Annotated in this window: 24 protein-coding genes; 15 read left to right on the top strand and 9 right to left on the bottom strand. The window is 65.1% G+C overall.

What is annotated here, in order from left to right; all coding sequences use genetic code 11:
* Window positions 1-4 precede the first annotated feature (4 nt).
* The 6 genes from ACVWYP_RS28165 (at window position 5) to ACVWYP_RS28140 (ending at window position 6,119) form a co-directional block, all read left to right on the top strand.
* The gene (locus ACVWYP_RS28165) at window positions 5-385 is read left to right on the top strand and encodes a hypothetical protein (RefSeq protein ID WP_028340975.1); all 381 of its coding nucleotides are present in this window, start codon (window positions 5-7) and stop codon (window positions 383-385) included.
* Between the two features lie 139 nt (window positions 386-524).
* Entirely contained in the window at window positions 525-1,274 is a 750-nt protein-coding gene (gene recO, locus ACVWYP_RS28160) for a DNA repair protein RecO (RefSeq protein WP_304495634.1), read from the top strand.
* 169 nt (window positions 1,275-1,443) lie between these two features.
* Window positions 1,444-1,701: a hypothetical protein gene (locus ACVWYP_RS28155; protein ID WP_035631644.1), complete on the top strand. Its 258-nt coding sequence runs from the start codon at window positions 1,444-1,446 to the stop codon at window positions 1,699-1,701.
* 81 nt (window positions 1,702-1,782) lie between these two features.
* Window positions 1,783-4,038, top strand: a complete 2,256-nt coding sequence (gene parC, locus ACVWYP_RS28150; RefSeq protein ID WP_304495633.1) for a DNA topoisomerase IV subunit A — start codon at window positions 1,783-1,785, stop codon at window positions 4,036-4,038.
* A gap of 173 nt (window positions 4,039-4,211) precedes the next feature.
* Window positions 4,212-5,168, top strand: coding sequence for a cation diffusion facilitator family transporter (locus tag ACVWYP_RS28145; protein WP_304495632.1), 957 nt, complete (start codon window positions 4,212-4,214; stop codon window positions 5,166-5,168).
* Window positions 5,169-5,303: 135 nt separating this feature from the next.
* Window positions 5,304-6,119, top strand: coding sequence for an N-acyl homoserine lactonase family protein (locus tag ACVWYP_RS28140; protein WP_439711203.1), 816 nt, complete (start codon window positions 5,304-5,306; stop codon window positions 6,117-6,119).
* Here the strand turns inward: ACVWYP_RS28140 and ACVWYP_RS28135 are convergent.
* Window positions 6,110-6,928 (bottom strand): helix-turn-helix domain-containing protein, encoded by an 819-nt coding sequence (locus ACVWYP_RS28135; RefSeq protein ID WP_304495631.1) that lies wholly within the window; start codon window positions 6,926-6,928, stop codon window positions 6,110-6,112. The two genes, ACVWYP_RS28140 and ACVWYP_RS28135, sit on opposite strands and share 10 nt — an antisense overlap.
* 90 nt (window positions 6,929-7,018) lie before the next feature.
* Between ACVWYP_RS28135 and ACVWYP_RS28130 the strand changes: the two genes are divergently transcribed.
* Window positions 7,019-7,897: a DMT family transporter gene (locus tag ACVWYP_RS28130; protein WP_304500319.1), complete on the top strand. Its 879-nt coding sequence runs from the start codon at window positions 7,019-7,021 to the stop codon at window positions 7,895-7,897.
* Here the strand turns inward: ACVWYP_RS28130 and ACVWYP_RS28125 are convergent, their stop codons facing one another.
* Entirely contained in the window at window positions 7,898-8,089 is a 192-nt protein-coding gene (locus ACVWYP_RS28125) for a hypothetical protein (RefSeq protein ID WP_304495630.1), read from the bottom strand.
* Between the two features lie 174 nt (window positions 8,090-8,263).
* Here ACVWYP_RS28125 and ACVWYP_RS28120 point away from each other — a divergent pair, with 174 nt between their 5' ends.
* Window positions 8,264-9,520 (top strand): adenylate/guanylate cyclase domain-containing protein, encoded by a 1,257-nt coding sequence (locus ACVWYP_RS28120; RefSeq protein WP_304495629.1) that lies wholly within the window; start codon window positions 8,264-8,266, stop codon window positions 9,518-9,520.
* A gap of 111 nt (window positions 9,521-9,631) precedes the next feature.
* On the opposite strand, the gene ACVWYP_RS28115 is transcribed toward ACVWYP_RS28120, so the two are convergent.
* Window positions 9,632-10,873 (bottom strand): MFS transporter, encoded by a 1,242-nt coding sequence (locus ACVWYP_RS28115; RefSeq protein ID WP_304495628.1) that lies wholly within the window; start codon window positions 10,871-10,873, stop codon window positions 9,632-9,634.
* 157 nt (window positions 10,874-11,030) lie between these two features.
* On the opposite strand from ACVWYP_RS28115, the gene ACVWYP_RS28110 reads away from it, so the two are divergent.
* Both ACVWYP_RS28110 and ACVWYP_RS28105 read left to right on the top strand, forming a co-directional pair.
* Entirely contained in the window at window positions 11,031-12,671 is a 1,641-nt protein-coding gene (locus tag ACVWYP_RS28110) for an amidase (protein ID WP_304495627.1), read from the top strand.
* A gap of 114 nt (window positions 12,672-12,785) precedes the next feature.
* Entirely contained in the window at window positions 12,786-13,517 is a 732-nt protein-coding gene (locus ACVWYP_RS28105; RefSeq protein WP_304495626.1) for a helix-turn-helix transcriptional regulator, read from the top strand.
* 192 nt (window positions 13,518-13,709) lie between these two features.
* Here ACVWYP_RS28105 and ACVWYP_RS28100 read toward each other — a convergent pair whose 3' ends face one another.
* From ACVWYP_RS28100 to ACVWYP_RS28090, 3 genes are read right to left on the bottom strand one after another with little or no spacing between them, the layout of a single operon-like run.
* The gene (locus ACVWYP_RS28100; protein ID WP_304495625.1) at window positions 13,710-15,458 is read right to left on the bottom strand and encodes a flotillin family protein; all 1,749 of its coding nucleotides are present in this window, start codon (window positions 15,456-15,458) and stop codon (window positions 13,710-13,712) included.
* A gap of 3 nt (window positions 15,459-15,461) precedes the next feature.
* Complete coding sequence (locus ACVWYP_RS28095) at window positions 15,462-16,124, bottom strand: OB-fold-containig protein (protein ID WP_304495624.1); 663 nt, start codon at window positions 16,122-16,124, stop codon at window positions 15,462-15,464.
* Window positions 16,121-17,251, bottom strand: coding sequence for a PspA/IM30 family protein (locus ACVWYP_RS28090; RefSeq protein ID WP_304495623.1), 1,131 nt, complete (start codon window positions 17,249-17,251; stop codon window positions 16,121-16,123). The genes ACVWYP_RS28095 and ACVWYP_RS28090 overlap by 4 nt, the downstream gene beginning before the upstream one ends.
* Before the next feature lie 121 nt (window positions 17,252-17,372).
* Between ACVWYP_RS28090 and ACVWYP_RS28085 the strand changes: the two genes are divergently transcribed.
* Complete coding sequence (locus tag ACVWYP_RS28085) at window positions 17,373-18,746, top strand: Nramp family divalent metal transporter (protein WP_028340962.1); 1,374 nt, start codon at window positions 17,373-17,375, stop codon at window positions 18,744-18,746.
* Here the strand turns inward: ACVWYP_RS28085 and ACVWYP_RS28080 are convergent.
* The 3 genes from ACVWYP_RS28080 to hemB form a co-directional block, all read right to left on the bottom strand.
* Complete coding sequence (locus ACVWYP_RS28080; RefSeq protein WP_028340961.1) at window positions 18,743-19,519, bottom strand: arginyltransferase; 777 nt, start codon at window positions 19,517-19,519, stop codon at window positions 18,743-18,745. The two genes, ACVWYP_RS28085 and ACVWYP_RS28080, sit on opposite strands and share 4 nt — an antisense overlap.
* An 86-nt stretch (window positions 19,520-19,605) precedes the next feature.
* Entirely contained in the window at window positions 19,606-20,163 is a 558-nt protein-coding gene (locus ACVWYP_RS28075) for an RDD family protein (RefSeq protein WP_304495622.1), read from the bottom strand.
* A gap of 259 nt (window positions 20,164-20,422) precedes the next feature.
* Window positions 20,423-21,487 (bottom strand): porphobilinogen synthase, encoded by a 1,065-nt coding sequence (gene hemB / locus ACVWYP_RS28070; RefSeq protein ID WP_304495621.1) that lies wholly within the window; start codon window positions 21,485-21,487, stop codon window positions 20,423-20,425.
* A 213-nt stretch (window positions 21,488-21,700) separates the two neighbouring features.
* Here hemB and ACVWYP_RS28065 point away from each other — a divergent pair, with 213 nt between their 5' ends.
* The 4 genes from ACVWYP_RS28065 (at window position 21,701) to ACVWYP_RS28050 (ending at window position 24,020) form a co-directional block, all read left to right on the top strand.
* The gene (locus tag ACVWYP_RS28065; RefSeq protein ID WP_304495620.1) at window positions 21,701-22,162 is read left to right on the top strand and encodes a DUF6163 family protein; all 462 of its coding nucleotides are present in this window, start codon (window positions 21,701-21,703) and stop codon (window positions 22,160-22,162) included.
* Window positions 22,163-22,825: 663 nt separating this feature from the next.
* Entirely contained in the window at window positions 22,826-23,344 is a 519-nt protein-coding gene (ldtR, locus tag ACVWYP_RS28060) for a transcriptional regulator LdtR (protein ID WP_028340958.1), read from the top strand.
* A 203-nt stretch (window positions 23,345-23,547) separates the two neighbouring features.
* A complete protein-coding gene (locus ACVWYP_RS28055) occupies window positions 23,548-23,778 on the top strand; it encodes a hypothetical protein (protein WP_016845011.1) in 231 nt (76 codons plus the stop codon).
* Between the two features lie 20 nt (window positions 23,779-23,798).
* A complete protein-coding gene (locus ACVWYP_RS28050; RefSeq protein ID WP_016845010.1) occupies window positions 23,799-24,020 on the top strand; it encodes a hypothetical protein in 222 nt (73 codons plus the stop codon).
* Window positions 24,021-24,184 lie beyond the last annotated feature (164 nt).

Raw genomic sequence — 24,184 nt, 5'->3', positions numbered from 1 at the left:
TTGCATGAACGTGCCCAGAAATGTGCTGTGGTTTGAGGTTCTGCTCTATCTGTCGCTGACGCTGGATGCGCTGTCGGTGGCGTTCCAGGACCGCACGCCGACCGTCCTGAAGACCGAGCAGATGATCATGGGCGAGACCCTGACGGCCGGCTGCATGATTCTGCTGCTGATGTATTTCGTCCGGCTCGCCGCGCAGCACCGCAAGAACTGGCCGCGCTGGGCGCTGCTCGCGGTGCTTGTCCTGTCGGTGATGTCCCTGATGCAGGTCATCGGCGCAAGGGGCATGGAGATCGACAGCGCCATCGAGGTGGTGTCGTGCATCCTGACCACCGCCGGGCTGTATTATTCCTTCACCGGCGACGCGCGGGGCTGGTTCAACGCGTAGGGGTATCCACCGTCATTCCGGGGCGCGTCGAAGACACGAACCCGGAATCTCGAGATTCCGGGTTCGATGCTGCGCATCGCCCCGGAATGACGCGCTAGGATGACTGCGTTCATCCGCGGAATCCTGATAGACTCCGCGCATGGAATGGACCGACGAAGGCATCGTGCTCGGCGTGCGGCGGCATGGCGAATCCTCCGCCATTGTCGAGCTGTTGACGCGCGAGCACGGCCGCCATCTCGGCCTGGTGCGCGGCGGCGCCGGCTCGCGGATGCGGCCGCTGCTGCAGCCCGGCAACAGCGTTACCGCGGTGTGGCGGGCGCGCCTCGACGAGCATCTCGGCATGTATGTGCTGGAGGGCACGCGGCTGCGCGCGGCGACGTTGCTCGGCTCATCGCACGCGGTCTACGGCGTCACGCATCTGGCGGCGCTGGCCCGGCTGCTGCCGGAGCGCGATCCGCATGAGGACATCTACTGGATGCTGCAAGGGACGCTCGACGATTTCGAGGACGCCGGCGTTGCCGCCGTGCACCTGATCCGGTTCGAGCTCGCCATGCTGACCGAGCTCGGCTTCGGGCTCGACTTGGGAAACTGCGCGGCCACCGGGGAGACGTCGGACCTGATCTATGTATCGCCGAAATCCGGCGGCGCCGTGTCCCGCGCCGCCGGCGAACAGTGGCGCGACCGGCTGTTGCCGCTGCCGGCGTTCCTGCGCGAAGGCGAGGGCGGCGCCAACAGCTGGTCGGACCAGGACCTGCTCGACGGTTTTCAGATTACCGGCCTGTTCCTGCTCCGCCACGTGCTGGAGCCCCGCGGCCAGGGCCATTCCGACGCCCGCGACGGATTTATCAACGCCGTGGCCCGGCGGCGGAGGCGGCTGGCGGGGACGTGATCCCGCGCCCCGAGCCGCTGTTTTGACGAGATCGAGGTCATCGAGCTCGCCTTGCAGGTCGATGGCGCGAAGCACTGACATTCCCGCGCCCCTGTCATGCGCGGCGGGACGGGAACGAGATCGCCTCGTGAAGCATTGCGGGGGGCGTGGTTCCATCGATGGGCGACCGATGTTTCTGCGGGGAATTATTATTTCAGCGGCGTTGCTGACGCTGCCACCGGACGCAATGGCCGGCGAGCAGGGGGGCGTGCTCCGTCGCGTCTCCTGCACGGTGGTTCGCTACTACGTCGCCAGGTACTCGGCCTCGGCCGCCGAAAGCTGGGCCAGAGCCCATGGTGCGACCGACGCCGAGATCGAAATCGCCCGCCATTGCCTCAAGGAAACTCCCGTCAAGCCCGTGCGGACCGCCGGCCAATCGGCGCAATAATCGCGCGAATCAGGTGCATCGATGCGCGGTTGGCATGATTCGCGGCTTGCCCGATTCACCGCCAAGGTTTAACGCCTCCCCATGGGAAAACGACAGATTCCGCCGGAAGAGCCGGCCGAAATTCACGAGGTGCCGCTGCGTGACGCGCTCGAGGAGCGCTATCTCGCCTATGCGCTCTCGACCATCATGCATCGCGCCCTGCCGGACGCCCGCGACGGGCTGAAGCCGGTGCACCGGCGCATCCTCTACGGCATGGACCTGCTCGGGCTCGACCCGCGCGCCGCATTCAAGAAGTCGGCCAAGATCGTCGGCGACGTGATGGGCTCGTTCCATCCGCATGGCGACCAGGCGATCTATGACGCCATGGTGCGCCTCGCGCAGGATTTCTCCTCGCGCTACCCGCTGGTCGACGGCCAGGGCAATTTCGGCAATATCGACGGCGATAATCCGGCCGCCTACCGCTACACCGAAGCGCGCATGACCGAGGTCGCGCGGCTGCTGCTCGACGGCATCGACGAGGACGGCGTCGAGTTTCGCCTCAATTACGACGGCCAGTCGAAAGAGCCGGTGGTGCTGCCGGGCGGCTTCCCGAACCTGCTCGCCAACGGCGCGCAGGGCATCGCGGTCGGCATGGCGACCTCGATCCCGCCGCACAACGCCGCCGAACTCTGCGACGCCGCGCTACATCTGATCGAGAAGCCCGACGCCAAGTCGAAGGCGCTGCTGAAATGGGTCAAGGGCCCGGACTTCCCGACCGGCGGCATCGTCGTCGATTCCAAGGAAGCGATCGTCGAGGCCTACACCACGGGGCGCGGCTCGTTCCGCACCCGTTCGCGCTGGACCCAGGAGGAGGGCGCGCGCGGCACCTGGGTGGTCGTCGTCACCGAAATTCCGTGGCTGGTGCAGAAGTCGCGGATCGTGGAGAAGATCGCCGAACTCATCAACGAGAAGAAGCTGCCGCTGGTTGCCGACGTCCGCGACGAGTCGGCTGAGGACGTCCGGCTCGTGATCGAGCCGAAATCGCGCACCGTCGATCCGGCGCTGATGATGGAGTCGCTGTTCCGCCTGACCGAGCTGGAAAGCAAGATCTCGCTGAACCTCAACGTGCTGATCAAGGGCCGCATCCCGAAGGTGGTCGGCCTTGCCGAGTGCCTGCGCGAATGGCTCGACCATCTGCGCGACGTGCTGGTCCGCCGCTCCAACTTCCGCAAGGGCCAAATCGAGCACCGGCTCGAAATCCTGGGCGGCCAGCTGATCGCCTTCCTGAACCTCGACAAGGTGATCAAGATCATCCGCACCGAGGACGAGCCGAAGCCGGTCCTGATCAAGACCTTCAAGCTCACGGAGATCCAGGCCGAAGCCATCCTCAACATGCGCCTGCGCAATTTGCGCCGCCTGGAGGAGATGGAGATCCGCACCGAGGACAAGGATCTTCGCAAGGAGCTGAAGGGGATCGAGGGCCTGCTCGCTTCCGAGACGGAGCAGTGGGCCAAGGTCGGCGATCAGGTGCGCAAGGTCCGCGACATCTTCGGGCCCAAGACGCCGCTCGGCAAGCGCCGCACCACCTTCGCCGATGCGCCCGAGCATGACCTCGCCGCGATCGAGGAAGCGCTGGTCGAGCGCGAGCCGTGCACCGTCGTGATCTCCGAGAAGGGGTGGGTGCGGACGCTGAAGGGCCATGTCGAGGATCTCTCCGGCCTTGCCTTCAAGACCGACGACAAGCTCGAGCACTCGTTCTTTGCCGAGACCACCTCGAAGCTGTTGCTGTTCGCCACCAACGGCAAGTTCTACTCGCTCGACGTGGCAAAACTGCCGGGCGGCCGCGGCCATGGCGAGCCGATCCGCATGTTCATCGATCTCGAGCAGGACGCCGCGATCATCTCGCTGTTCGTCAACAAGGGCGAGCGCAAGTTCCTGATCGCGAGCAGCGAGGGTCAGGGTTTTGTCGTCAAGGAAGAGGACTGCGTCGGCAACACCCGCAAGGGCAAGCAGGTGCTCAACGTCGAAATGCCGAACGAGGCCCGCGCGATCACGACCGTGAACGGCGACACCGTCGCGGTGATCGGCACCAACCACAAGATGGTGCTGTTTGGCCTCGACCAGGTGCCGGAGATGGCGCGCGGCCGCGGCGTGCGCCTGCAGAAATACACCAGCGCGTCGCTGTCTGACGTTGCGGTGTTCGACGCCAAGGCCGGCCTGACCTGGAAGGATTCCGCCGGCCGCGAGCACAGCATGACCATGAAGGAACTGGCCGACTGGCGCGGCAACCGCGCCGACGCCGGCCGGCTCGCCCACGGCCTGCCGAAATCGAACAAGTTCAATCGCGGCGTGGAGTAGCGGTGTTGTAGCCCGGATGAAGCGAAGCGAAATCCGGGGCCGCTTTCGCGTTTGGCAACGATCCCGGATTGCGCTGCGCTCCATCCGGGCTACGCCTTCGACGAGCGCGGTGTGATAGTATCCACATTTCACCGCGCTATAACCGTCGCCGACGACATCGGGCGACGGTTGCCATGGCGCACAATCACGACCACGACCACAGCGGTCATTCTCATGGACATGCCCACGCCGGGGATTCCCATGCCGGGCACAGCCACGCGCCCGACAATTTCGGCACCGCCTTTGCGGTCGGCGCGTCGCTGAACACCGCCTTCGTCGTCGCGGAGCTGATCTTCGGCTATTCCGCCAACTCGCTGGCGCTGGTCTCTGACGCCGTCCACAATCTCTCCGACGTCATCGCGCTGCTGCTGGCCTGGGGCGGGGCGTGGCTCGCCGGCAGGCGGCCGACCGATACCCACACCTATGGCTACCGTCGCGCCTCGATCCTGGCGGCGCTGTTCAATGCCGGGCTGCTCCTGATCGCGGTCGGTGGCATCGCGGTCGAGGCGATCAACCGCTTGCGTGAACCTGCGGAGGTCGCAAGCTGGACCGTGGTCTGGGTCGCGGCGCTCGGCGTCCTGATCAATGGCGGCACCGCGCTGCTGTTCATGCGCGGCCGCGACAGCGATCTCAATGTCCGCGGCGCCTATCTGCACATGGCGGCGGATGCCGGCGTCTCGGTCGGCGTCGTGATCGCTGCGCTCTTGATCATGGCGACCGGCTGGCAGTGGCTCGATCCGGCGATCAGCCTGGTTATCGCCGTGGTGGTGCTGCTGAGCGGCTGGGAGCTCGCCCGCGACAGCGTCAATCTCGCGCTCGACGCGGTGCCGAAGGGCATCGATCTCAAGCAGGTGAGGGACTATCTCGCCGCGCTCGAGGGGGTGACTGAAGTTCACGACCTGCACATCTGGGCGATGAGCACCAGCGAGACCGCGCTGACCGCGCATCTGGTGCGGCCCGGCGGACACGACGATGTCTTCCTGCATCATGTCTGCGCCGAGCTCTCGGAGCGCTTCAGCATCCACCACGCCACGCTGCAGGTCGAGATCAGCAGCGAGACCTGCCGGCTGGCGCCGGCGGAAATGGTCTAGCCTGCCGCGGCCACGCACTCGCATTCAATTGATCGACCGACCCATGTCCCCGTCTTCCACGGGCGGCGACGACACGGCACATTGCGACCGCGCGGATGGCCGGCGTGATCAAGGGAGGGCGACGTGAAGAAGGCAATCGGTCTTGCGATCTTGTTCTGGGCCGTGGGCGCGCTGCCGCATGCGGATGCCGAGCCGGCGAAATCAGGCGTCGAGAAGCTCTACATCCTCAACTGCGGCGAAGGCGTTGCAGGCGACATTTCACGCTGGTCGCCCGGCGTCAATGAAGGCAGGTCGATGGACTTCGTCGACAATTGCTACCTGATCAAGCATGCCCAGGGCTGGTTCCTGTGGGACACTGGGATTCCCGACGCGGTGACGGCGATGCCGGACGGCCTTGCGCCGGCCGATCCGAAGGCGGTCACCTGGCGGCGGCCGAAGACGCTCGCGGCGCAGCTCGACCAGCTCGGCGTCAAGCCGTCGGACATCAAGGCGATCGCCGTGTCGCACACCCATCCCGATCACATCGGCAATGTCGAGCTGTTCCCGGCCGCGATGCTGTATGTGCAGAAGGCGGAGTATGAATGGCCCGGCACCAACAACGCGCCGCGCTTCAAGCCCGAGCATCCCGTGACGAAGCTGGAAGGCGACCGCGACGTGTTCGGCGACGGCAGCGTCACCATCTTGTCGACGCCGGGCCACACGCCCGGCCACCAGTCGCTGCTGGTGAAGCTGCCGAACACAGGTGCGATCGTGCTGACCGGCGATGCCGTTCACTTCAAGGATAATTGGGATAATCGCCGCGCGCCGAGCATGAACGCCAGCAAGGAGCAGACGCTGGCCTCGATGCAGAAGATCGCCGACACGCTGACGAAAGAGAAGGCGCAGCTCTGGATCAACCACGACAAGGCGCAGCGCGACGGGCTGAAGCTGTCGCCGGACTTCTACGATTGAGCGGCCTTGGCGGCGTTCGCTTTCGACCAGTTTCGAAAAATCTGCGCGGTCTCCTCGTCGATCGGAAAGAAGCTTTCGATGCGCAGCTCCTGCAGCGTGACGTCCTGCGGCGTCCCCAGCGTCGCGATCGTGGTGAACAGTTGCAGGCTGACGCCGCCCTTGCGGAATAGCATCGGCAGCACCGGCCCGGATGTGGGCCCCGGCGGCGCGGCCAACGCAGCCTCGACACCGTCATAGGCCAGCAGGCGCTTGAGCAATTCCGCCGTCGTTGTGGTGCCGTCGGCGGCGGCATCGGCCTCGACGCTGCGGACGAAGTAGCCGGCCACCTCGGTCCAGTTGGTGAGATAGGGCCGCAGCACGTCGGGCGCGACCAGCGCGTCGGCGAGATTGACCGCCGTGCCTGGGGCCAGCGGCCCGACCAGGAATTCCACCAGCTGCCCCGCGCCCGAATTGGCGAGCAGCAGATTCCAGTGCCGGTCGACCACGACCGCTGGAAAAGGCTCCTGCTGCGCCAGGATGAAATCCAGCGCGTAGCGGATCTGGGCGAGCTCCGGCGCGGCAAGGTCGGTCTGCCGCCAGACCGGCGCGAAGCCGGCCGCGACCAAGAGCGCGTTCTGCTGGCGCAACGGCACGTCGAGCGCCGCGGCAAGCCGGATCACCATGTCGCGGCTCGGTGCGGCGCGCCCGAGCTCCAGGAAGCTGAGATGGCGCTGCGAGATGTCCGCGCGCCCGGCGAGCTCGAGTTGCGAGTGCCCCTTGCGTTGCCGCCACCAGCGCAGGCTGGCTGCAAAATCGCGCTGCTGCGACATGGGTACCTGCCAAATACCTGCCAAGTAGTTGCCGGAATGATCTCGACGGGCAAGATGCCACAAGCGAATGCAAAACGCATGGGGATCGGCATGGGCGAGTGGATCGGCGTTGCGATTGCCTTGGTCTCGAGCTGCCTCGGCGGCACGGCGGCGGCGATCACGCGTTACCTGGCCGGCAACGCCGACCCGATCACGCTTGCGATCCTGCGCTGGGCGATCGGCTTTCTCTGCGTGCTGCCCGCCGCCGTTCTGCTCGGCGCGAAGTGGCCGCGGCGCGCGGACTTGCCGGCGGTCGCGGCGCTCGGCGTCGCCTTCTTCGGCGTGTTCTTCGTGCTTTATAATCTCGCGATGTCCTACACGACGGCGGCGCGCGCCAGCCTGGCGCTGGCGACCTTGCCGCTTTCCACCATGGTGGTCGGCGCCTTGCTCGGCATCGAGCCGCTGACGATGCGGAAATCGATCGGGGTCTCAATCGCGGTGCTCGGCGTGGCGGCGGCGCTGGCATCCGGGCTGGCGGCGGCGCCATCGGGAGCATGGCGCGGCGAACTGATCATGGCCGCCGCGGTGCTCTGCATGGCCTTCTACAACGTGTTGTCGCGGCCGTTCATCCGCCGCTCCAGCGCGCTCGGCTTCCTTGCCGTCGGCATGGGCGCCGGCGCGGCGGCGCTGGTGGCGGTGGGATCGTTCACTGGCAGCCTGGCGACGCTGCGCGAGTTCGGCACGTCGCAATGGATCGCGGGGCTCTATCTCGGCATAGCCGGCGGTGCGCTGGCTTTCATCCTGTGGGTGCTGGCGCTCGAGCGAGCCTCGCCGACCCGCGTCGCCAACACCATGACGGTCAATCCGATCGCCGCCGGGCTGCTTGCCAAGCAATTGGTCGGGGAGCCGATCACGGCCAATCTGGTCGTCGGTCTGATCGCGGTCTTCGCAGGCATCTGGATCGCGACGTCGGAAACCAAATCGATCTGATCAGCCGCGCGGGGCGGCAGGCGCGGTCACCGATGGGGCAGGCGGGTGCTTCGGTTTCAGCGTGCCGGCGTAGAACGACAGGACGAACACCAGGATGAGGCCGACAAGGTAGACCCCATAGGATTGCGGCGGGGTGATCGCCCATTGCATGAGGCGTCGGATCGGGTTTGGCGGGCCAGCGTCGTTGTCCATGCGCCGTTGTGCGCGAAGGGCCGGACAAAAGGAAGCGGATTCGGCGCCGTTCGGCGGCCGTGTTCCGCGGGAAATGGTGAGGCGGGCGGCCTTGCAATGCCGCATTGGCGTCCGCATCTGTCACGCGACCACCAGGCCTTCCTCCCGCACCAATTGCCCGGCATAATCCGACTTATGGAACTGACGCCCCGTTTGCGCCTGATGAATTGGCTGGTCCGCCAGGGTCTGACGGGCCTGCCGGAAAACGACCTGCTGCGCGGCTTCTGCGAGCGCTGCCGGGCGGCGGGCATGCCGCTGTCGCGGGCGATCGTCTTCATCGATACCCTGCATCCGATCTTCGAAGGACGCGGTTTCCGCTGGAACGACGGCGAGAGCAATGAAGCCGACATCTTCGAATACGGCTCGACCAGCACCGGCGAGGCCAGCCAGACCTGGCGGCGGTCGGCGTTCTACCACATGCTCGAAAACGGCCATGACGAGATAGTGATCGATCTCGCCGACACCTCGCACGATTTCTCGATGATCGGCGAGCTGGCCGAGAAGGGCCACAAGCATTTCGCCGCCTTCGTGCATCGCTTCGGCGAGGCCGGCACGATCGGCGAGATGGACTGCTTCTACTCCTACTACACCACCCGCCATTCGGACGGGTTCGACGAGAACCACATGGCGGCGCTGCGCGACCTGGTGCCGGTGCTCGGGCTCGCGATCAAGTCGGCCGCGCAGGTCGAGATCGCCCGCACGCTGGGGCGGGTCTATCTCGGCCGCGACACCGCGGAGCAGGTGCTGCGCGGGCGCATGCAGCGCGGCATCACCGAGAAGATCAAGGCCGTGCTGTGGTACTCCGACGTGCGCGGCTCCACGGCAATCAGCGAGCGGATCGGTCCGGACGAGATCATTCCGTTCCTCAACGACTATGCGCAGGCCTCGATCGACGCGATCCATGACGCCGGCGGCGAGGTGCTGAAGCTGATCGGGGACGGCGTGCTGGCGATGTTCACCGGCGAGAACGTGGCAAGCGCCAAGCGAGCGGCGCTGCGGGCCGAGCACAGATTCAGGCATAACATCCGCGTGCTGAATGATCGCCGCGAGAACGAGGGCCGGCCGACCACCACGGCCTATGTCGGGCTCCATGTCGGCCAGGTGTTCTACGGCAATATCGGCAGTGAGGACCGGCTGGATTTCACGGTGGTCGGGCCCGCCGTCAACGAGGTCAGCCGGATCGCCTCGATGTGCGCCTCGGTCGACCGCGAACTGTTGACCTCGACCGATTTCCGCACCGGGCTCGACGCCGCCGGCCGCAACTATCTGGTCTCCACCGGCCGCTTCGTGCTGCGCGGCATCGGCCATGCACAGGATCTCTATACGCTGGATCCGGCCGTCGCCGCCGACGAGGTCGTCGGCGGCAAATACGAGCGGTACCTGGCGAGCTAGCGTCTCTCCACCGTCATTGCGAGAAGCGAAGCGACGAAGCAATCCATCTCCCCGCAAGTGGCGACATGGATTGCTTCGCTCCGCTCGCAATGACGTGATGCGATAGTCCGCTCAGCAGCGCACGGGTTCGCCGACCATGTCGGGCTGCCGCGTCAGCGACACCGCGGGCGACATCAGGATCACCAGCGCCTGGGCGGCGAAGATTGCGGCCGCGAGATAGAGGCAGGCCTCGGCGCCGTAGAGGCCGCCGACGATGGCGCCGAGCGCGGAGCCGAGCGGGCGCGCGCCGTAGCTCATGATGTTGATCGCCGAGACGCGGCCGAGCAGCGAGGGCGGCGTTACCGACTGCCGCAGCGTGGTGGTCGAGATCACCCACAGGATCGGGCCGACGCCGAGCAGGAAGAAGCTGAGGCCTGCGAGCAGCGGTGTCGCAATCCAGGTCGTCAGCGCCATCACGGCCGCGGCGACGAAGCCGGTGACCGGGCCGAGCCCGATCACGGTGCCGAACGCCAGCCGCTTCATCACGCGCGTGGCGAACAGCGCGCCGACCACCATGCCGACGCCGTACATCGCAAGCGTGGTGCCGACACCGGTGGCGCTGAGCCCGAGATGACGCACCGCATAGGGCACGAACACGGCGAGCAGCAGGAAGGAGGCGGTGTTGAAGATGAACTGGGTGATGAACACCGGCCGCAGCAAGGCGTGGTGCATCACGAAGGCCGCGCCTTCCTTGATGTCCTGCAACGGATGGCGCAGCGGGGCAGGCTGGCGCGCCGGCTCGTAGATGCCGGCGAGCAGCACGACTGCGATGGCGGACAGCGCTGCGGCGAAGCCGAACGCGGGCGCGGCACCGACCCAGCCGACCAGCACGCCGCCGAGCGCGGGGCCGCTGGCGAACGCGACGGTGCGCGCGAGCTCGATGCGGGCGTTCGCCGCCGGCAATTGCTGTGACGTCACCAGCGAAGGGACCAGCGCCGGCGCAGCGACGCTGTAGGCGACCGTGCCGCAGACCGCGATGAAGCCGAGCAAAGCGAGCAGCGGCAGCGTCATCAGGCCAAGCCACAAGAGCAGCAGGATCGCGGCAAGCGCGGCCGCGCGCAGCGCCTCGGAGCCCGCCATCACCCAGCGCCGCGACACGCGGTCGGCAAGCAGGCCGGCGGGGATCGCAAACAGGATGAAGGGCAGCGTCAGCGCGGTCTGCAACAGGCCGGTCTGGCCTTCGCCGACGCCAAGCAGCAGCACGGCGACGATCGGCGCAGCCGCAAGCGCAATCTGTTCGGCCGACTGCGCGGCAAGGTTGGACCAGGCCAGGCGGTTGAAGGTGGCCGGCAGGCGAGGCGTATCGGCGGACATGACGGAATCCTTGATCATTCGACTGCCCGGTAGTGTGTGGTTGGAAGAGGCCCGATCCCACCCGTTTCCCGACAACACCAAAACAAAGGCCCGCGTGGCGGGCAGCACCATTTCCGTCTCGTTCTCATCTCGATTCACCCTTTAGGGGAATTGTGACTTGGAATCGCGCGGCGTCGAATTGGCGGAAGCTGTCCGGTCGCTCACCGGCTCCACCAACGGGAAACGAGAAATCATGAGCCAAGCCTCCTACGAGAGTTTTGAAGCCCAGCCGAATCCGGAGCGTCGCCGGCTCCTGAGCATCGCCCTTGCAGGCGTCGCGGGGGCGGTCCTGCCGGCAGCATCGCGCGCGGCCGCCGCGGGGCCGTCCGAAAAGGCCGATGCCGACGACATTGCCTATCTGACGGCCGGCGAGGCGCTCGCGAGATTCAAGGCCAAGACGCTATCGCCGGTCGAACTGCTGCGGGCGCAGATCAAACAGGTCGAAGCATGGGAGCCGACGCTCAAGGCAACGACGTACACCTATTTCGACGAGGCGCTGGAACAGGCGCGAATTGCGGAGCGCAAGTACGTGCGCGGTGAAGCGGTCCGCCCGCTGGAAGGCATCACGCTTGCCATCAAGGACTATCACTCCGTCAAGGGCAAGATCACCACCTACGGCTCGCGGCTCTACAAGGATTTCGTTCCGGACCAATTCGCGCCGACTGTGGAGCGCCTTCTCGCCGCAGGGGCGATCATGCATTGCCGCACGACGACACCGGAGTTCGCGCATTCAGGTGTGACGGCGTCCTTGCTTTGGGGCGTCACGCACAACCCGTGGAACCCTGCCTATACCCCCGGCGGCTCGACCGGCGGAGGCGGCGCGGCCCTGGCCGCCGGCTACACGACCTTGTCGGACGGCACGGATGGTGGCGGGTCTATTCGCATCCCGGCCGCGATGAACGGCGTGTTCGGCTACAAGCCGCCATGGGGACGCAACCCCAACGACCGCGAGCACCCGAATGAGTGGCTGATCCATTATGGCGAACTGGCCCGCAGCGTCGGCGATTGCGGGCTGATGCAGAATGTCACTTCCGGCCAGCATCCGGCCGACATGTCGTCCCTGCGGGACAAGGTGGTCATCCCGCCGACCTTCGACGGCATCGCCGGCATGAGGATCGCGCTGTCGATGGACCTGGGCTATTTCGCGGTCGATCCTGAGGTCGAGAAGAACACACGCAATGCTGTGTCGGTCCTGCGTTCGCTCGGCGCCGTGGTCGATGAGGTCGACATCGGCTGGACCAAGGAAATCGAAGAGACATGGAACACCCGGTGGCAGGGCGTGTTCTACGCGCTGGCGGGCAGTCTTCTGACCAAGTCCCGCAACGACGTGGACCCGTACGTCATCAAGATCCTCGAAGAGGGCAAGAAGCTCGACGTCACGAAGTTCTACAACCTGAATACCGTGCGGCAGAAGATGTACGCGTCGATGTCGAAGCTCTTCGAGACCCACGACGCGCTGATCTGTCCGACCACCGCGACGACGAAGATCGTCGCAGGGCGCAGCAGCGAAGAGCCGCTCACCATCAACGGGAAGCCGGTGAACCCCTTTATCGGCTGGTTCATGACGTATCCCTTCAACCTGGTCGGCACCCTCCCGGTGATGTCCGTGCCCACCGGTTTCGATGCCGAAACAAGCGTGCCCACCGGGATGCAGATTGTCGGTCCAGCCTATGACGACCTGAGGGTGTTCCGCATCGCGTCCGCGTTCGAAGGCGCGACGCGCCCCTGGCAGCATCGGCGACCGAAGCTGGCCTCCTAGCGTGGCTTGACACAGGCGAGCCGCAGGCGGAGCATTATGGCCCATGATGAGAGATGGACCTCGATGTCTCTCCCAGCAGCGCACGCATTTCCCACCGCCGACCGCGAAGCTCTGATGGGACGCTTCGCGGCCGACCTCGAACAGGCGGGTGACCTCGAGTCCGCCCTGGATGCCTTGCATCAAGCCCTGTCGGAGCTGGGTTTTTCCTCCTTCGCCTACGGCATGGCCAGCACGCCGAGAGCGCAAGACGGCAGCTTCACGTCACCCGTCGTGAAGACGCGAGCCTTTCCAAATCGATGGGATCGGCACTGGAGCCACCTTTGCGATCCCTACTACCGGTTCTGCTTCACGACAACCTTGCCCCTGAAGTGGATCGATGTACAAGCCCATGAACGCCTGAGCACTGGCGAGCGGGCGTGCGTGGACCACCTGAACGACAAGAACCTGCACTACGGAATCACGATTCCGATGCACATGCCGAACGGGTCATTTGCGTTCGTCAGCGCGATTTCGGAAAGCGCGACGAAGTACGAGACCGGTTCTTCACCGACGGTTGTCAATGGGCTGTTCGCATTGTGTCATCAATTCCAGAACACCTCTCTCCGGAGATGGTTGTGGAACCAAGCCGCCGACACCAAGGCCTGGCTCAGCGCGCGTGAGAAGGAGTGCCTGTCCCTCGCCGCGCAAGGGAAGACCTCGGATGACATTGCCCTGATCCTCGGTTTGTCCTGCGAGACCGTACGTTCTCACATGAAGCGTGCGATCGCGCACCTCAACGCGTCGAACAGGCCGCATGCGATAGCGAAGGCGATCCAGCTTCGGCTCATCGACATGCCATTCGCCTAGAACAACTTGTTGAACCTACGGCGGACATGCACGGGCAAGAATGCGCCCATGCTCAGGCGCCATCTGTGGGAACATCACGCCCTGAGGCGGCAACAGGATCGCATCTGTCGATGCGATCCAACCTCCACCGCAAAGCGGGAGAGGTGAAGTGCGTTTGCCATCAGACTCATTCAGCCCAACACCTCGGCGCTTTTATTGCGGCGTGGGCGCGAGCTGGCCGGTGATGGTGCCGACCAGTGTTGCAGGACGGCTGTCCTCGCCGTTTGCAGACGACGGGGCGACCACGGCCTTGTGCTGCGCCAGCGCGCTGGTCAGGCTGCTGAGTGCGTCGGCTCCGGCCGGGAAGCCTGCCTCCGAGAGGATCTTGTCGATCATCGGCTTGAACGCCGAGACCGACAGCAGCTGCGCGGCGAGGCCGTCGCCGAGCCCGAGGCCGCCATTGCCGTTGGCGTGGCCGTTGGCGCCGCCGCGGCCGAGCATGCTGCCGGTGTCGAAGATCCGGATGTCGGAGATCTTCTCGATCGGCTTCACCGCCTCGGCGAGCGCGCTCGGGATCACGTTGATCCGCGCGAGGTTGAGATCGTAGGCGATCATGTCGGCGCTCAGTCTGTTGCGCGCCTCCGCCTTCATCGTCGCGACCTCGGCTTCGGCCTGGCCGAGCGCCTTGACGCCGGCGGCGCGGGTGGTGGCGGCGGCCGCATCGGCCTTGGCGAGCACGTTGGTGGCTTCCGCCTTGTTGGCGGCGGCCTGGCGTTCGGCCTCGGCCATCACCGTGATCGGCATCGCGTCGGTCTCGGCCGCCTTGCGCGCCGCGATCACGTTGATGATCTTGTCGCGCTCGGCGATCTCGGTGGCGCGGGCGGTGGTGACCTTTTCCTCGGCGGCGATCGCGACGGCGCGCGCGGTCTCGGCGATGGTCTGGGCCTCCGACTGCTCCTTGCTCTTGGCCGCGACCGCGATGGCGCTCTCCTGCGCCACGATCTGAAGGTCGCGCTCCATCTCGGTGTTGCGGCGCTTGACCGCGAGATCGGCCTCGATCTTGCGGGTGTCGCGGGCCTGGTTGGCCTCGGTCTGCTTGTTGGCGACCGCGAGCTCCTGCTGGATGCGGTATTCGGCCTCGTTCTGCAACGCGGTCTGCTCGACCTGCGCCGTCTGCGCGCGCATCGCGGCGGTCTTGTTGGCGATGTCGCGCTGCTGGGCGAGCTCGGCCTCGCGCTTGGTGCTTTCGATCGTCAGCGTGGTCTGCCGCGCCACCAGGTCCTGCTGGGCGATGTTGACCTCGGTGGTACGGACGATCTGGTTGCGCTCCTGCTCACGCTCCTTGGTGATCTTGGTCAGCGTGGTCAGGCCGTGCGCGTCGAAGAAATTGCTCGGGTTGAAGTGCTTGATGTCGCTCTGGTCGAGCTTCGTCAGCGATACCGATTCAAGCTCGAGACCGTTGTTCTGGATGTCGGCGCCGACCGCGTCCTGCACCGCCTTGACAAAGGTGGCGCGCTGCTCCTGCAATTCCTCGAGGTTCATGGTCGCGGCGACCGAGCGCAGGCCGTCGACGAACTTGGCCTCGACCAGCTCGCGCAGCTCGGCCGCGTCATTGGTGCGGTTGCCGAGCGTCTGCGCGGCGAGCGCGATCGACGACGAGTCGGGTTTGACGCGCAGATAGAACTCGGCGCCGATATCGACGCGCATGCGGTCCTTGGTGATCAGCGAGTCCGGGCCGCCGCGCGCGACCTCGAGCCGCAGCGTCTTCAGATTCACCGCGGCGGTGGAGTGGAAGATCGGCAGCACGAGCGAGCCGCCGTCGAGCACCACCTTCTGGCCGCCGAGGCCCGTGCGGACATAGGCTTCGTCGCGCGTCGAGCGCTTGTAGAGTTTTGCGAACAAGAGACCGATAACGAGGATGACGATGACGCCAATAACGACGGGTACAGCAAGTTCCCACATGTGTTATGCCCTGTTGGAAGACGGTTGTTGGTCGACGAGGTCGGCTGGAGCGGCAATCGCGATGAAGCCCTTGGCGTCGCGATCGACCAGCAGCACGCTGGCGCCGACCGGCAATGCCTCGGACTCCGCGCTGGCACGCGCCGACACGGTGTGCCAGTTGCCGAAGACATCCTTGAGACGGACCCTGCCGGGCAGGCCCTGATCGAGCGGGCCGACCGACACGGTCGCGACCTTGCCGACAAAGTCGCTGTCGTTGACGGCATAGCTCTCGTCGCGCGGAATGACGCGGGCGAGGCCGCGGCTGGTATTTCTGATCACGGGGATGCTGCCCGCGGCAGCAACCACCGCGGCAAGCGAGACCGGAATGGCGGTGCCTGCGGCATGCGCCAGTCCCTGAAGCAGAAAGCCTCCGATCGAGAAGATGCCGAGGATCAGGATGATCAGGATCAGGAGGGGAAGCCGCCCGGCGTTGATCCAGAGAAACAGGCCACTGAGAGCGTTGTGGCTCTCGGCCTCGACCGCGAAATCCTTGCCGATGAGTTCGCTGATCGAAAGTCCGATCATGGTGCTCAGCAATTCGATACCGCCAAGTGCCACCATGATCGCAGCCGCGACCGCGAAGGGCCGCACGTCGGGGGCGAGCAGAATGTCGCCAACTGCACTCATTTTTCTGACTTGATCCTTTCAAGCCGCGCCGCGATTTCCTTTTCGCGATGCAGGCGATCGAGTTCGTCAAGCTCCTTGTCGCCGAGCACGCTTGCAGCGGGAACACCGGTGACCCGGGCGATCGCCGCCATGGCGCGCTCAGCACTCAATGTATTGGTCGTCGATAGGCCCCGGCTGGTTTCGTCCTGGGCCTCGCGGATCAGGCTTTGTTCGAGATCGGCCAAGCGCGTATCCGCCTCGCGGCGCGCGCCGAGCATGGCCTGAAGCGCCTTGGTCTGCTCATCGATTTCGAGCTCGATGAAATCCATCGCGCGTTCCAGCGCGATCACCTGCGACTCCAGATCAATTTGGCGTGCGACGCCGGCGCGCGCGAGATCCTCGCGATTTTCCGCAAGTGCGAGACGAATCTTCTCGTTCAGACCGGTCGTTTCGATATCCAGTTCCTCGCGCCGCTTCTTCAGACGGAATTCTTCGGCGCGCGACTTGCCGAGCGCATAGCGCGCCTCGTCGGCGCCGGCGTCGATCTCGCGGATCGCCTGTTTGACCAGCGCGACCTTGTTGTTGTTCTCGACATTGTCGATGGTCTGGCTCGCGATGGCGGCAAGAAGCCGGCCCATGCGCGCAAGGATGCCTTCGTGAAGCATGGTCTTCTCCTCCGGTGGTGCTGATTTCGATTTGACGGCGATGTGGATTTCGTAGCCGCGTCCATCCGAGATCAAATGCGCCGGGAAGGGGCTTTCCCAGCCCGAGACATATCCCGGCACGTCGAACGGCACCAAGACGCGTCCGCTGACAGTGCTAATGGTCAGTGAAGTTGGGCCCTTGATCGCGAACAACTTGTCGTCGAGCGGTATCCGGCGGACGGCGGCGGCCGCGATGTAATTGGCGCGGTCGCGCAGGCCGAGCGTCACCAGCCGTGCGGGCAGGCCGGTCTCCTTGCGGATCTTCTCGTAGGCCTGGGCGTGCAACGAGACCAGGTTGGCGCCGACGGGGGCGACCTCGGCGAGGATCGCCATCATCCGGTCATAGGCCGCAAAGGTCGCCTCGATCGCCTCGGTGCCTGAAAGGTCAGGGGCGAGGGCGTAGCGCAGCGTCGCGGTCGGCGTCTCGACGGGCAGCTTGATCATGCATCTAACGTAAAGCACTTCCTCAGTGCTTTACAAGGAGGGTGGCTGGTATCATTTTCGTGAGCCTAGATGCAGTTGCAAATGAGTTGCAATAACGGGAGAGATCGGCCATCCTTGCCGGATGGATGCTCGGACCCCTGAACTCTCTTCCGTTTCCGTTCCCAATGCCGTGCCAGGCGGCTGGCGGGGCGATGCCGGACATGTGCGCAGCCTGCCGGAGGTGAACGCGACCGTCGCGGTGCCGTCGGGCGGCCTGTGGTGGCGGCGGCTGCTGGCCTTCGCCGGGCCGGGCTATCTGGTTTCGGTCGGCTACATGGACCCCGGCAACTGGGCCACCGACCTCGCGGGCGGATCGAAGTTTGGCTACACGCTGCTGTCGGTCATCCTGCTCTCTAACCTGATGGCGATTTTGCTGCAGGCGCTCGCAGCAAGGCTTGGCATCGCCACCGACCGCGATCTCGCCCAGGCCTGCCGCGCAACCTATTCGCGGCCGGTGAACCTGCTGCTGTGGCTCGCCTGCGAGGCCGCGATCATCGCCTGCGACCTCGCCGAGGTGATCGGCACCGCGATCGCGCTCAAGCTGCTGTTCGGGATTCCCCTGATCGGCGGCGCGCTGCTGGCGGCGCTGGATGCATTCCTGCTGCTGCTCCTGATGAACCGCGGCTTCCGCTTCCTCGAGGCGTTCGTCATCGCGCTCCTGATCGTCATCGCGGTCTGCTTCGTCGTCCAGATCGCGGCCGCCGCGCCGCCGGTTGCCGCGGTGATCGGCGGCTTCATGCCCTCGCGCGAGATCGTCACCAATCCGGAGATGCTCTACATCGCGATCGGCATCATCGGCGCCACCGTGATGCCGCATAATCTCTATCTGCACTCCTCGATCGTGCAGACCCGCGCCTATCCGCGCACCGAGGAGGGGCGGCGCGACGCGATCAAATGGGCGACCACCGATTCCACCATCGCGCTGATGCTGGCGCTGTTCGTCAATGCCGCGATCCTGGTGTTGGCGGCCGCGACCTTCCACAAGAGCGGCCATTCCGATGTCGCCGAGATCGACCAGGCGTTCGAGCTGCTGTCGCCGCTGCTTGGCCTGGGCATCGCCTCGACGCTGTTTGCCGTGGCGCTGCTGGCGTCCGGCCTCAACTCGACGGTAACGGCGACGCTGGCCGGCCAGATCGTGATGCAGGGCTTTCTCGATCTGCGGCTGCCCGACTGGCTGCAGCGGCTGGTGACCCGCGGCATCGCGATCGTCCCTGTCATCGTGGTCGCCGCGCTCTATGGCGAGAGCGGCACGGCGCAGCTGCTGGTGTTCAGCCAGGTCGTGCTGTCGATGCAGCTGCCGTTCGCGGTGATCCCGCTGGTGCGCTTCGTATCCGACAAGCGCAAGATGGGCGCATTTGCGATTTCGCGCCCCGTCGCGGTGGCGGCTTGGATCGTCGCCGGGCTGATCGTGATCCTGAACGTGAAGCTGCTGATCGATACGTTCTTCGGCAGCTAGTCCTGCGGCTCGGCGAGCACCTCGCCTGAGGCGTCGACGCGCAGCCAGCCCGATGGCGCGAGCCGCTGCTGCGGCAGGAAGCGGCCCTTGTAGTCCATCTTCTTGGAGCCCTCGATCCAGTACCCGAGATAGACGTAGGGCAGACCCTGCCGGCGGGCGCGGGCGATGTGGTCGAGGATCATGAAGGTGCCGAGCGAGCGGGCTTCCAGCCCGGGCTCGAAGAACGAATAGACCATCGACAGCCCGTCGCTGAGCACGTCGGTCAGCGCCACCGCCATCAGCTCGTCGCCGCGGCCGGTGATCGCGCTGTCGGCATTGCGCTTGCGGTACTCGATGATCCGGGTCTCGACATGGCTGTCCTCGACCATCATGGCGTAGTCGAGCACGGTCATGTCGGCCATCCCGCCGTTGCGGTGGCGGCGGTCGAGATAGGCCCGGAAGACCGAATATTGCTCCGAGGTCGGCACCGCGGTGCGCTGCTCGCCGATGACGTCGGCGTTGCGGGCCAGCACTTTGCGGAAGTTGCGGGAGGGGCGGAATTCGTTGGCGATCACCCGGACCGAGACGCAGGCCCGGCACTGGTCGCAGGCCGGGCGGTAGGCGATCGACTGGCTGCGGCGGAAGCCGCCATGGGTCAGCAAGTCGTTGAGATCGCCCGCTTTGTCGCCGACCAGGTGCGTGAAAACCTTCCGCTCGTGGCGGCCCGGCAAATACGGGCAGGGCGAGGGCGCCGTCAAATAGAACTGGGGAGTATCACGCGAATGCTGGGTCACGTCAGATCGTCGGGCTCCACAAACAATAAAGGCAGCCGAGTGAGCATCGCCCCCCTGAGGCTAACGGTCAATTGGTTTAGGCGGGCCTAATAGGATGCCCGCGCGGCCGGAGCGACCGGGGTCCGGACCGAGCTGTTGATAATGACGGTTCCGAGGATGATGTCGTGCAGCAGCCGGCGGCGGCCGTTGAGCAGCCCGATCAGGAGCACCAGCGGCGACAGGAACGAGATCGTCACCCAGAACAGCACCGCGTGGGTGGCGCCGAGCACGAAATAGCCGCGCGCGCCGTACCAGGTCCGCAGTTCCAGATCCATCATGCGCATGCCAATGGTGGCCGAGTGCTGCCCGCCGATCGAGGCGCCGTAATAGACGATCGCCCAGACGATCGAGGCCGGCGAGACCAGCCAGAACAGCGCCCAGCCGAGACCGAGTGTGACGAGGCCGAACACCGCGATGAAAATCACCGCGAGGATCACCGGCACCGACAGCACGAACAGGTCGATCAGGAACGCAAACACGCGTCGCGTCAGCACGCCGCGGAACAGGTCCGGCTGCATCAACGGATCGAACGCATGCGGGGGAACGCCGCCGTCGTTGCGCCAGGCCTCGTTGCGCCAGGTGCCGCCGTCATTGCCGTAGGACATGACCAACCTCCGATGAAAGTCCCGCGCAGGACATGGGAACAGGAGGCGCGTTCGCCAAGCCTGCGCGAACATTAACTAGCCGAAATATTCCGGCGATTCGGCGGCTGAATTGAGCGGTTCTACCTCCACGCCGTCATTGCGAGCGGAGCGAGGCAATGCATTGCTGAGCTCGCGGCGGCATGGATTGCTTCGTCGCTCCAGCGCAAAATTGCTTTGCAATTTTGTCGCGAACTCCTCGCAATGACGGCGGAGGAAACTATCAGCTCTCCGCCTTGATCTTCTCGGCGGCCTTCGGCGCGAAATAGGTGAGGATGCCGTCGGCGCCGGCGCGCTTGAAGCCGACCAGGCTCTCCATCATCGCGCGCTCGCCGTCGATCCAGCCATTGGCGGCGGCGCCCGCGATCATCGCGTATTCGCCGGACACCTGGTACACGAAGGTCGGCATCGCGAAATGGTCCTTCACGCGGCGGACGATGTCGAGATACGGCATGCCGGGCTTCACCATCACCATGTCGGCGCCCTCGGCGATGTCGAGCTCGACCTCGCGCAGCGCCTCGTCGGAATTGGCGCTGTCCATCTGGTAGGTGCGCTTGTCGCCGGTCAGCGTCTTGGCCGAGCCGATTGCGTCGCGGAACGGTCCGTAGAAGGCGGAGGCGTATTTCGCCGCATAGGACATGATCTGCACATCGCCGAAGCCGTTGTCGTCGAGCGCCTCGCGGATTGCGCCGATCCGGCCATCCATCATGTCCGACGGCGCGATCACGTCGCAGCCGGCCTCGGCCTGGGTCAGCGCCTGCTTCACCAGCACCGCGACGGTCTCGTCGTTGAGGATCTTGCCACCCTCGATCAGCCCGTCATGGCCGTGGCTGGTGAAGGGATCGAGCGCGACGTCGCAGAGCACGCCGATGTCGGGAAACTCCTTCTTGATCGCGCGCACCGCCTGGCAAACCAGATTGTCGGGATTGAGCGCTTCCGAGCCCTGCTCGTCGCGCAGCGACGGCTCGGTGAACGGGAACAGCGCGATGCAGGGAATGTTGAGCTTTGCCGCGCGCTCGGCGTCGCGGACGATCTGGTCGACGGTGAGCCGGTCGACGCCGGGCATCGAGGCCACCGGCGTGCGGGTGTTGTGGCCATCGACCACGAACATCGGCCAGATCAGGTCATCGGTGGTCAGCACGTTTTCGCGCACCAGGCGGCGGGCCCATTCCGACTTGCGATTGCGCCGCATCCGGATCGTGAGGTCGAGCGAGGGGGAGGCGAGGGTGTCAGTCTGGCGCCGCGGCGCGTCGCGCAGTTCGATCGGGCGCCCGAATTTGATCGCCATGTCTTCTTCTCCTCGACGGACGGCAGTTCTGGACCTGATAAGGTCTGGACCTGATATAAGTCCAGTTCTAGCACCTGTCAGGGGCGCCGTCATTGCGCCGCTATTGCATCCTTGGCGCCCTTGATTTGCCGCAACGGCAATTGATTTTGCGTCCCCGGCGGGCCAAGACTGCGCCCATGAACCCCATTTTGCAGCCGCTATGCGGCGATTCGGATGTCTGACACCTCTGCACGCGATCAGGCGCGGGACAATGCCATCTCGGTGAGCGCGATCTCGTCCGACCGGATCGAGCCGGACGACAATGCGTGGACGCGGCGCCTCGTCATCTTCCTGCGCATCATGGCCGTCGTCTCGGTCGCCAAGGGCCTCTATCACTGGGCCCAGGTGACCGGCTTCGTCGGCGGCGAGGAGGAGGCGTTCGAAAACCAGTCGATGGCCTGGCAGACCGCCACGATCTATTTCGCCGTCATCGAGCTCGTCGCCGCCGTCGGCCTCTGGCTCGCGACGCCCTGGGGCGCCGTGGTGTGGCTGACCACCGTGGTGTCGATGGCGGTCATCGAGCTGATGTTTCCCGGCATCTATGGCGGCAGTCTCACCGTGGTCGGGCTCGAGGCCTTTATGCTCGCGGCCTATCTCGCGCTGGCCTGGATGTCGGCGCGCGAACGCCCGCCATAGGCCGGCGTGCGGCGCTGGCCTGATGCACTGTTGCCCCGTGGCGACAGGGCCATGAATAGCTGGCCGCGGCCGGCAATATTTGGCAGCCGTGCGCGCAACGAGAAGACAGCATCGCTGGTTCTGATAGGTGGGTGCCGACAGATCGCATCCGTTTGAGACACCCCCTTCCGGGACCGTCTCTACGGGACCTGCCGTCGGGACCCATTTCACCGGATCTCGGCGCGTGTGCCGGCCGGCTTTGCGCGGGCCGACGGCGGAACCGGTCTGGCCCCCGCAACAGGTCGGCACCGCTTGCGCGCATCGCGTGCACGTCCCGCCGATGCACTCCGATAAAATTTTCAAAGAATTTTCCGGTAACCGATCGGTCACCGTAAAGGGTTCCCTCATACCCGTTACGCCACCGTTTCGAATTCAGACGATGCTGTTTCCGAATGTGACAGGGCAGGCAGACGAAGCGTGAACAAGGGTCTGCCACCGTCAATGAAAAGTTGCGAAAAGCCTTTGATCCATGGGCTTAATCCACGATTCACTGTCTTAAATTCATGATCTCTTTATTCTCTTATTTAAGCGGATATTCAAACGGCCCCCTTACGTTGGACCTATCAGGCGGGACACAAGTTTCGTCGAATAAAGTCGATAAAAACGACAAACAGGGGAAGTGTCATGATGAAAGCCGTTGCGACAACGGCGGCGAATGCCGCTGATCGCGCTGCCGATCAAGCTCCGGTGCAGCCGCTCTATCTCGAAGCCCTGACTTTGGTGGAGCGGCTGCATCGCCGGCTCCTCGACGTCATCAAGGACGAATTCGATCGTCGCGGCCGCGCCGACATCAACTCGGTGCAGGCGCTGCTCCTGTACAACATCGGCGACAAGGAACTGACCGCCGGCGAGCTGCGCACCCGCGGCTACTATCTCGGCTCCAACGTCTCCTACAATCTGAAGAAGCTCGTCGAGCTCGGCTTCCTCGATCATCAGCGCTCGCGCGTCGATCGCCGTTCGGTCCGCATCCGCCTGACCCCGCAGGGCCAGGAAGTCCGCAAGATCGTCGATGCGCTCTATCAGAAGCACGTCAAGACGGTGGAGCAGGTCGGCGGCATCTCGAACGAGGAGTTCGCGAGCCTCAACAAGTCGCTGCATCGCCTCGAGCGCTTCTGGACCGACCAGATCCTGTATCGCCTCTAAGCCTTCCTGTTTTCGCCTGATGGCCAAGCCGGCCGCTCGAGAAGACCGGCAGCCTTCCTCCAGTTCAACCTTGCTCCAGTCAACGCATCGGTCATGCCCGGCCGGTGCGTTTTTCATGCTGCACCTGCGAAAATAAATGAGCCCCGGCGAGGAACCAAGGCATTCCCTGCGGCTTATCCGTTAGCCAACGGAGAGGCAGGGATATGTTGCTCGAACGCGGGATTGAGGTGCTGAACGTCGAGGTCGTCGGTGACGCCTACGCGATCGCCTCGAACTATCTGCGCAAATCCGGTGCCATTCCCGACAATTTCGCCACCAATGAGCGCCTGCTCGGCATCATCGTGAAGCTGTTCCAGCGCGGCGAGATGAACCGCCTCCGCCTCGCCAACAAGGCGATCGCGAAGTTCGAGGCCGAGACGCTGGTGGTCGCCTGAGCGTCAACCCGGAGACTTCAATGGAAGCCGCTATCGATCGGATCATGCAGACGTATGATCTGCTGCTCAACCGCACGCCCGCTGCAAGCGACGAAGCGCGCGCGAAGGTGACGGAGTACGTGCAGACGCTGTTCGACGCCGGCGAGCGCGATCCGCATCGGTTGACGGTGTGCGGGCTGACCTATCTGCGCCAGCTCGACGGCAGCACCGACCATGTCAAGGCCGGGTATACCGGGCTGTAAGGCCGGCGCGGGCTTCGCAGTCTGGTTCAACTGTCAAACAGCTGTTCGGTGTCATCACCCGCGAAAGCGGGTGATCCAGTATTTCAGAGGCCGCGGTGATTGAGCCGAGAGGCCGCGGCGTACTGGATCGCCAACCTGGCTATGACGGTGCGGGTTCCTCACAC

Source organism: Bradyrhizobium sp. USDA 3262 (assembly GCF_054060035.1).
The sequence above is the reverse complement of the archived record's forward strand: the minus strand, read 5'-3'. Positions and strand labels throughout refer to the sequence as shown.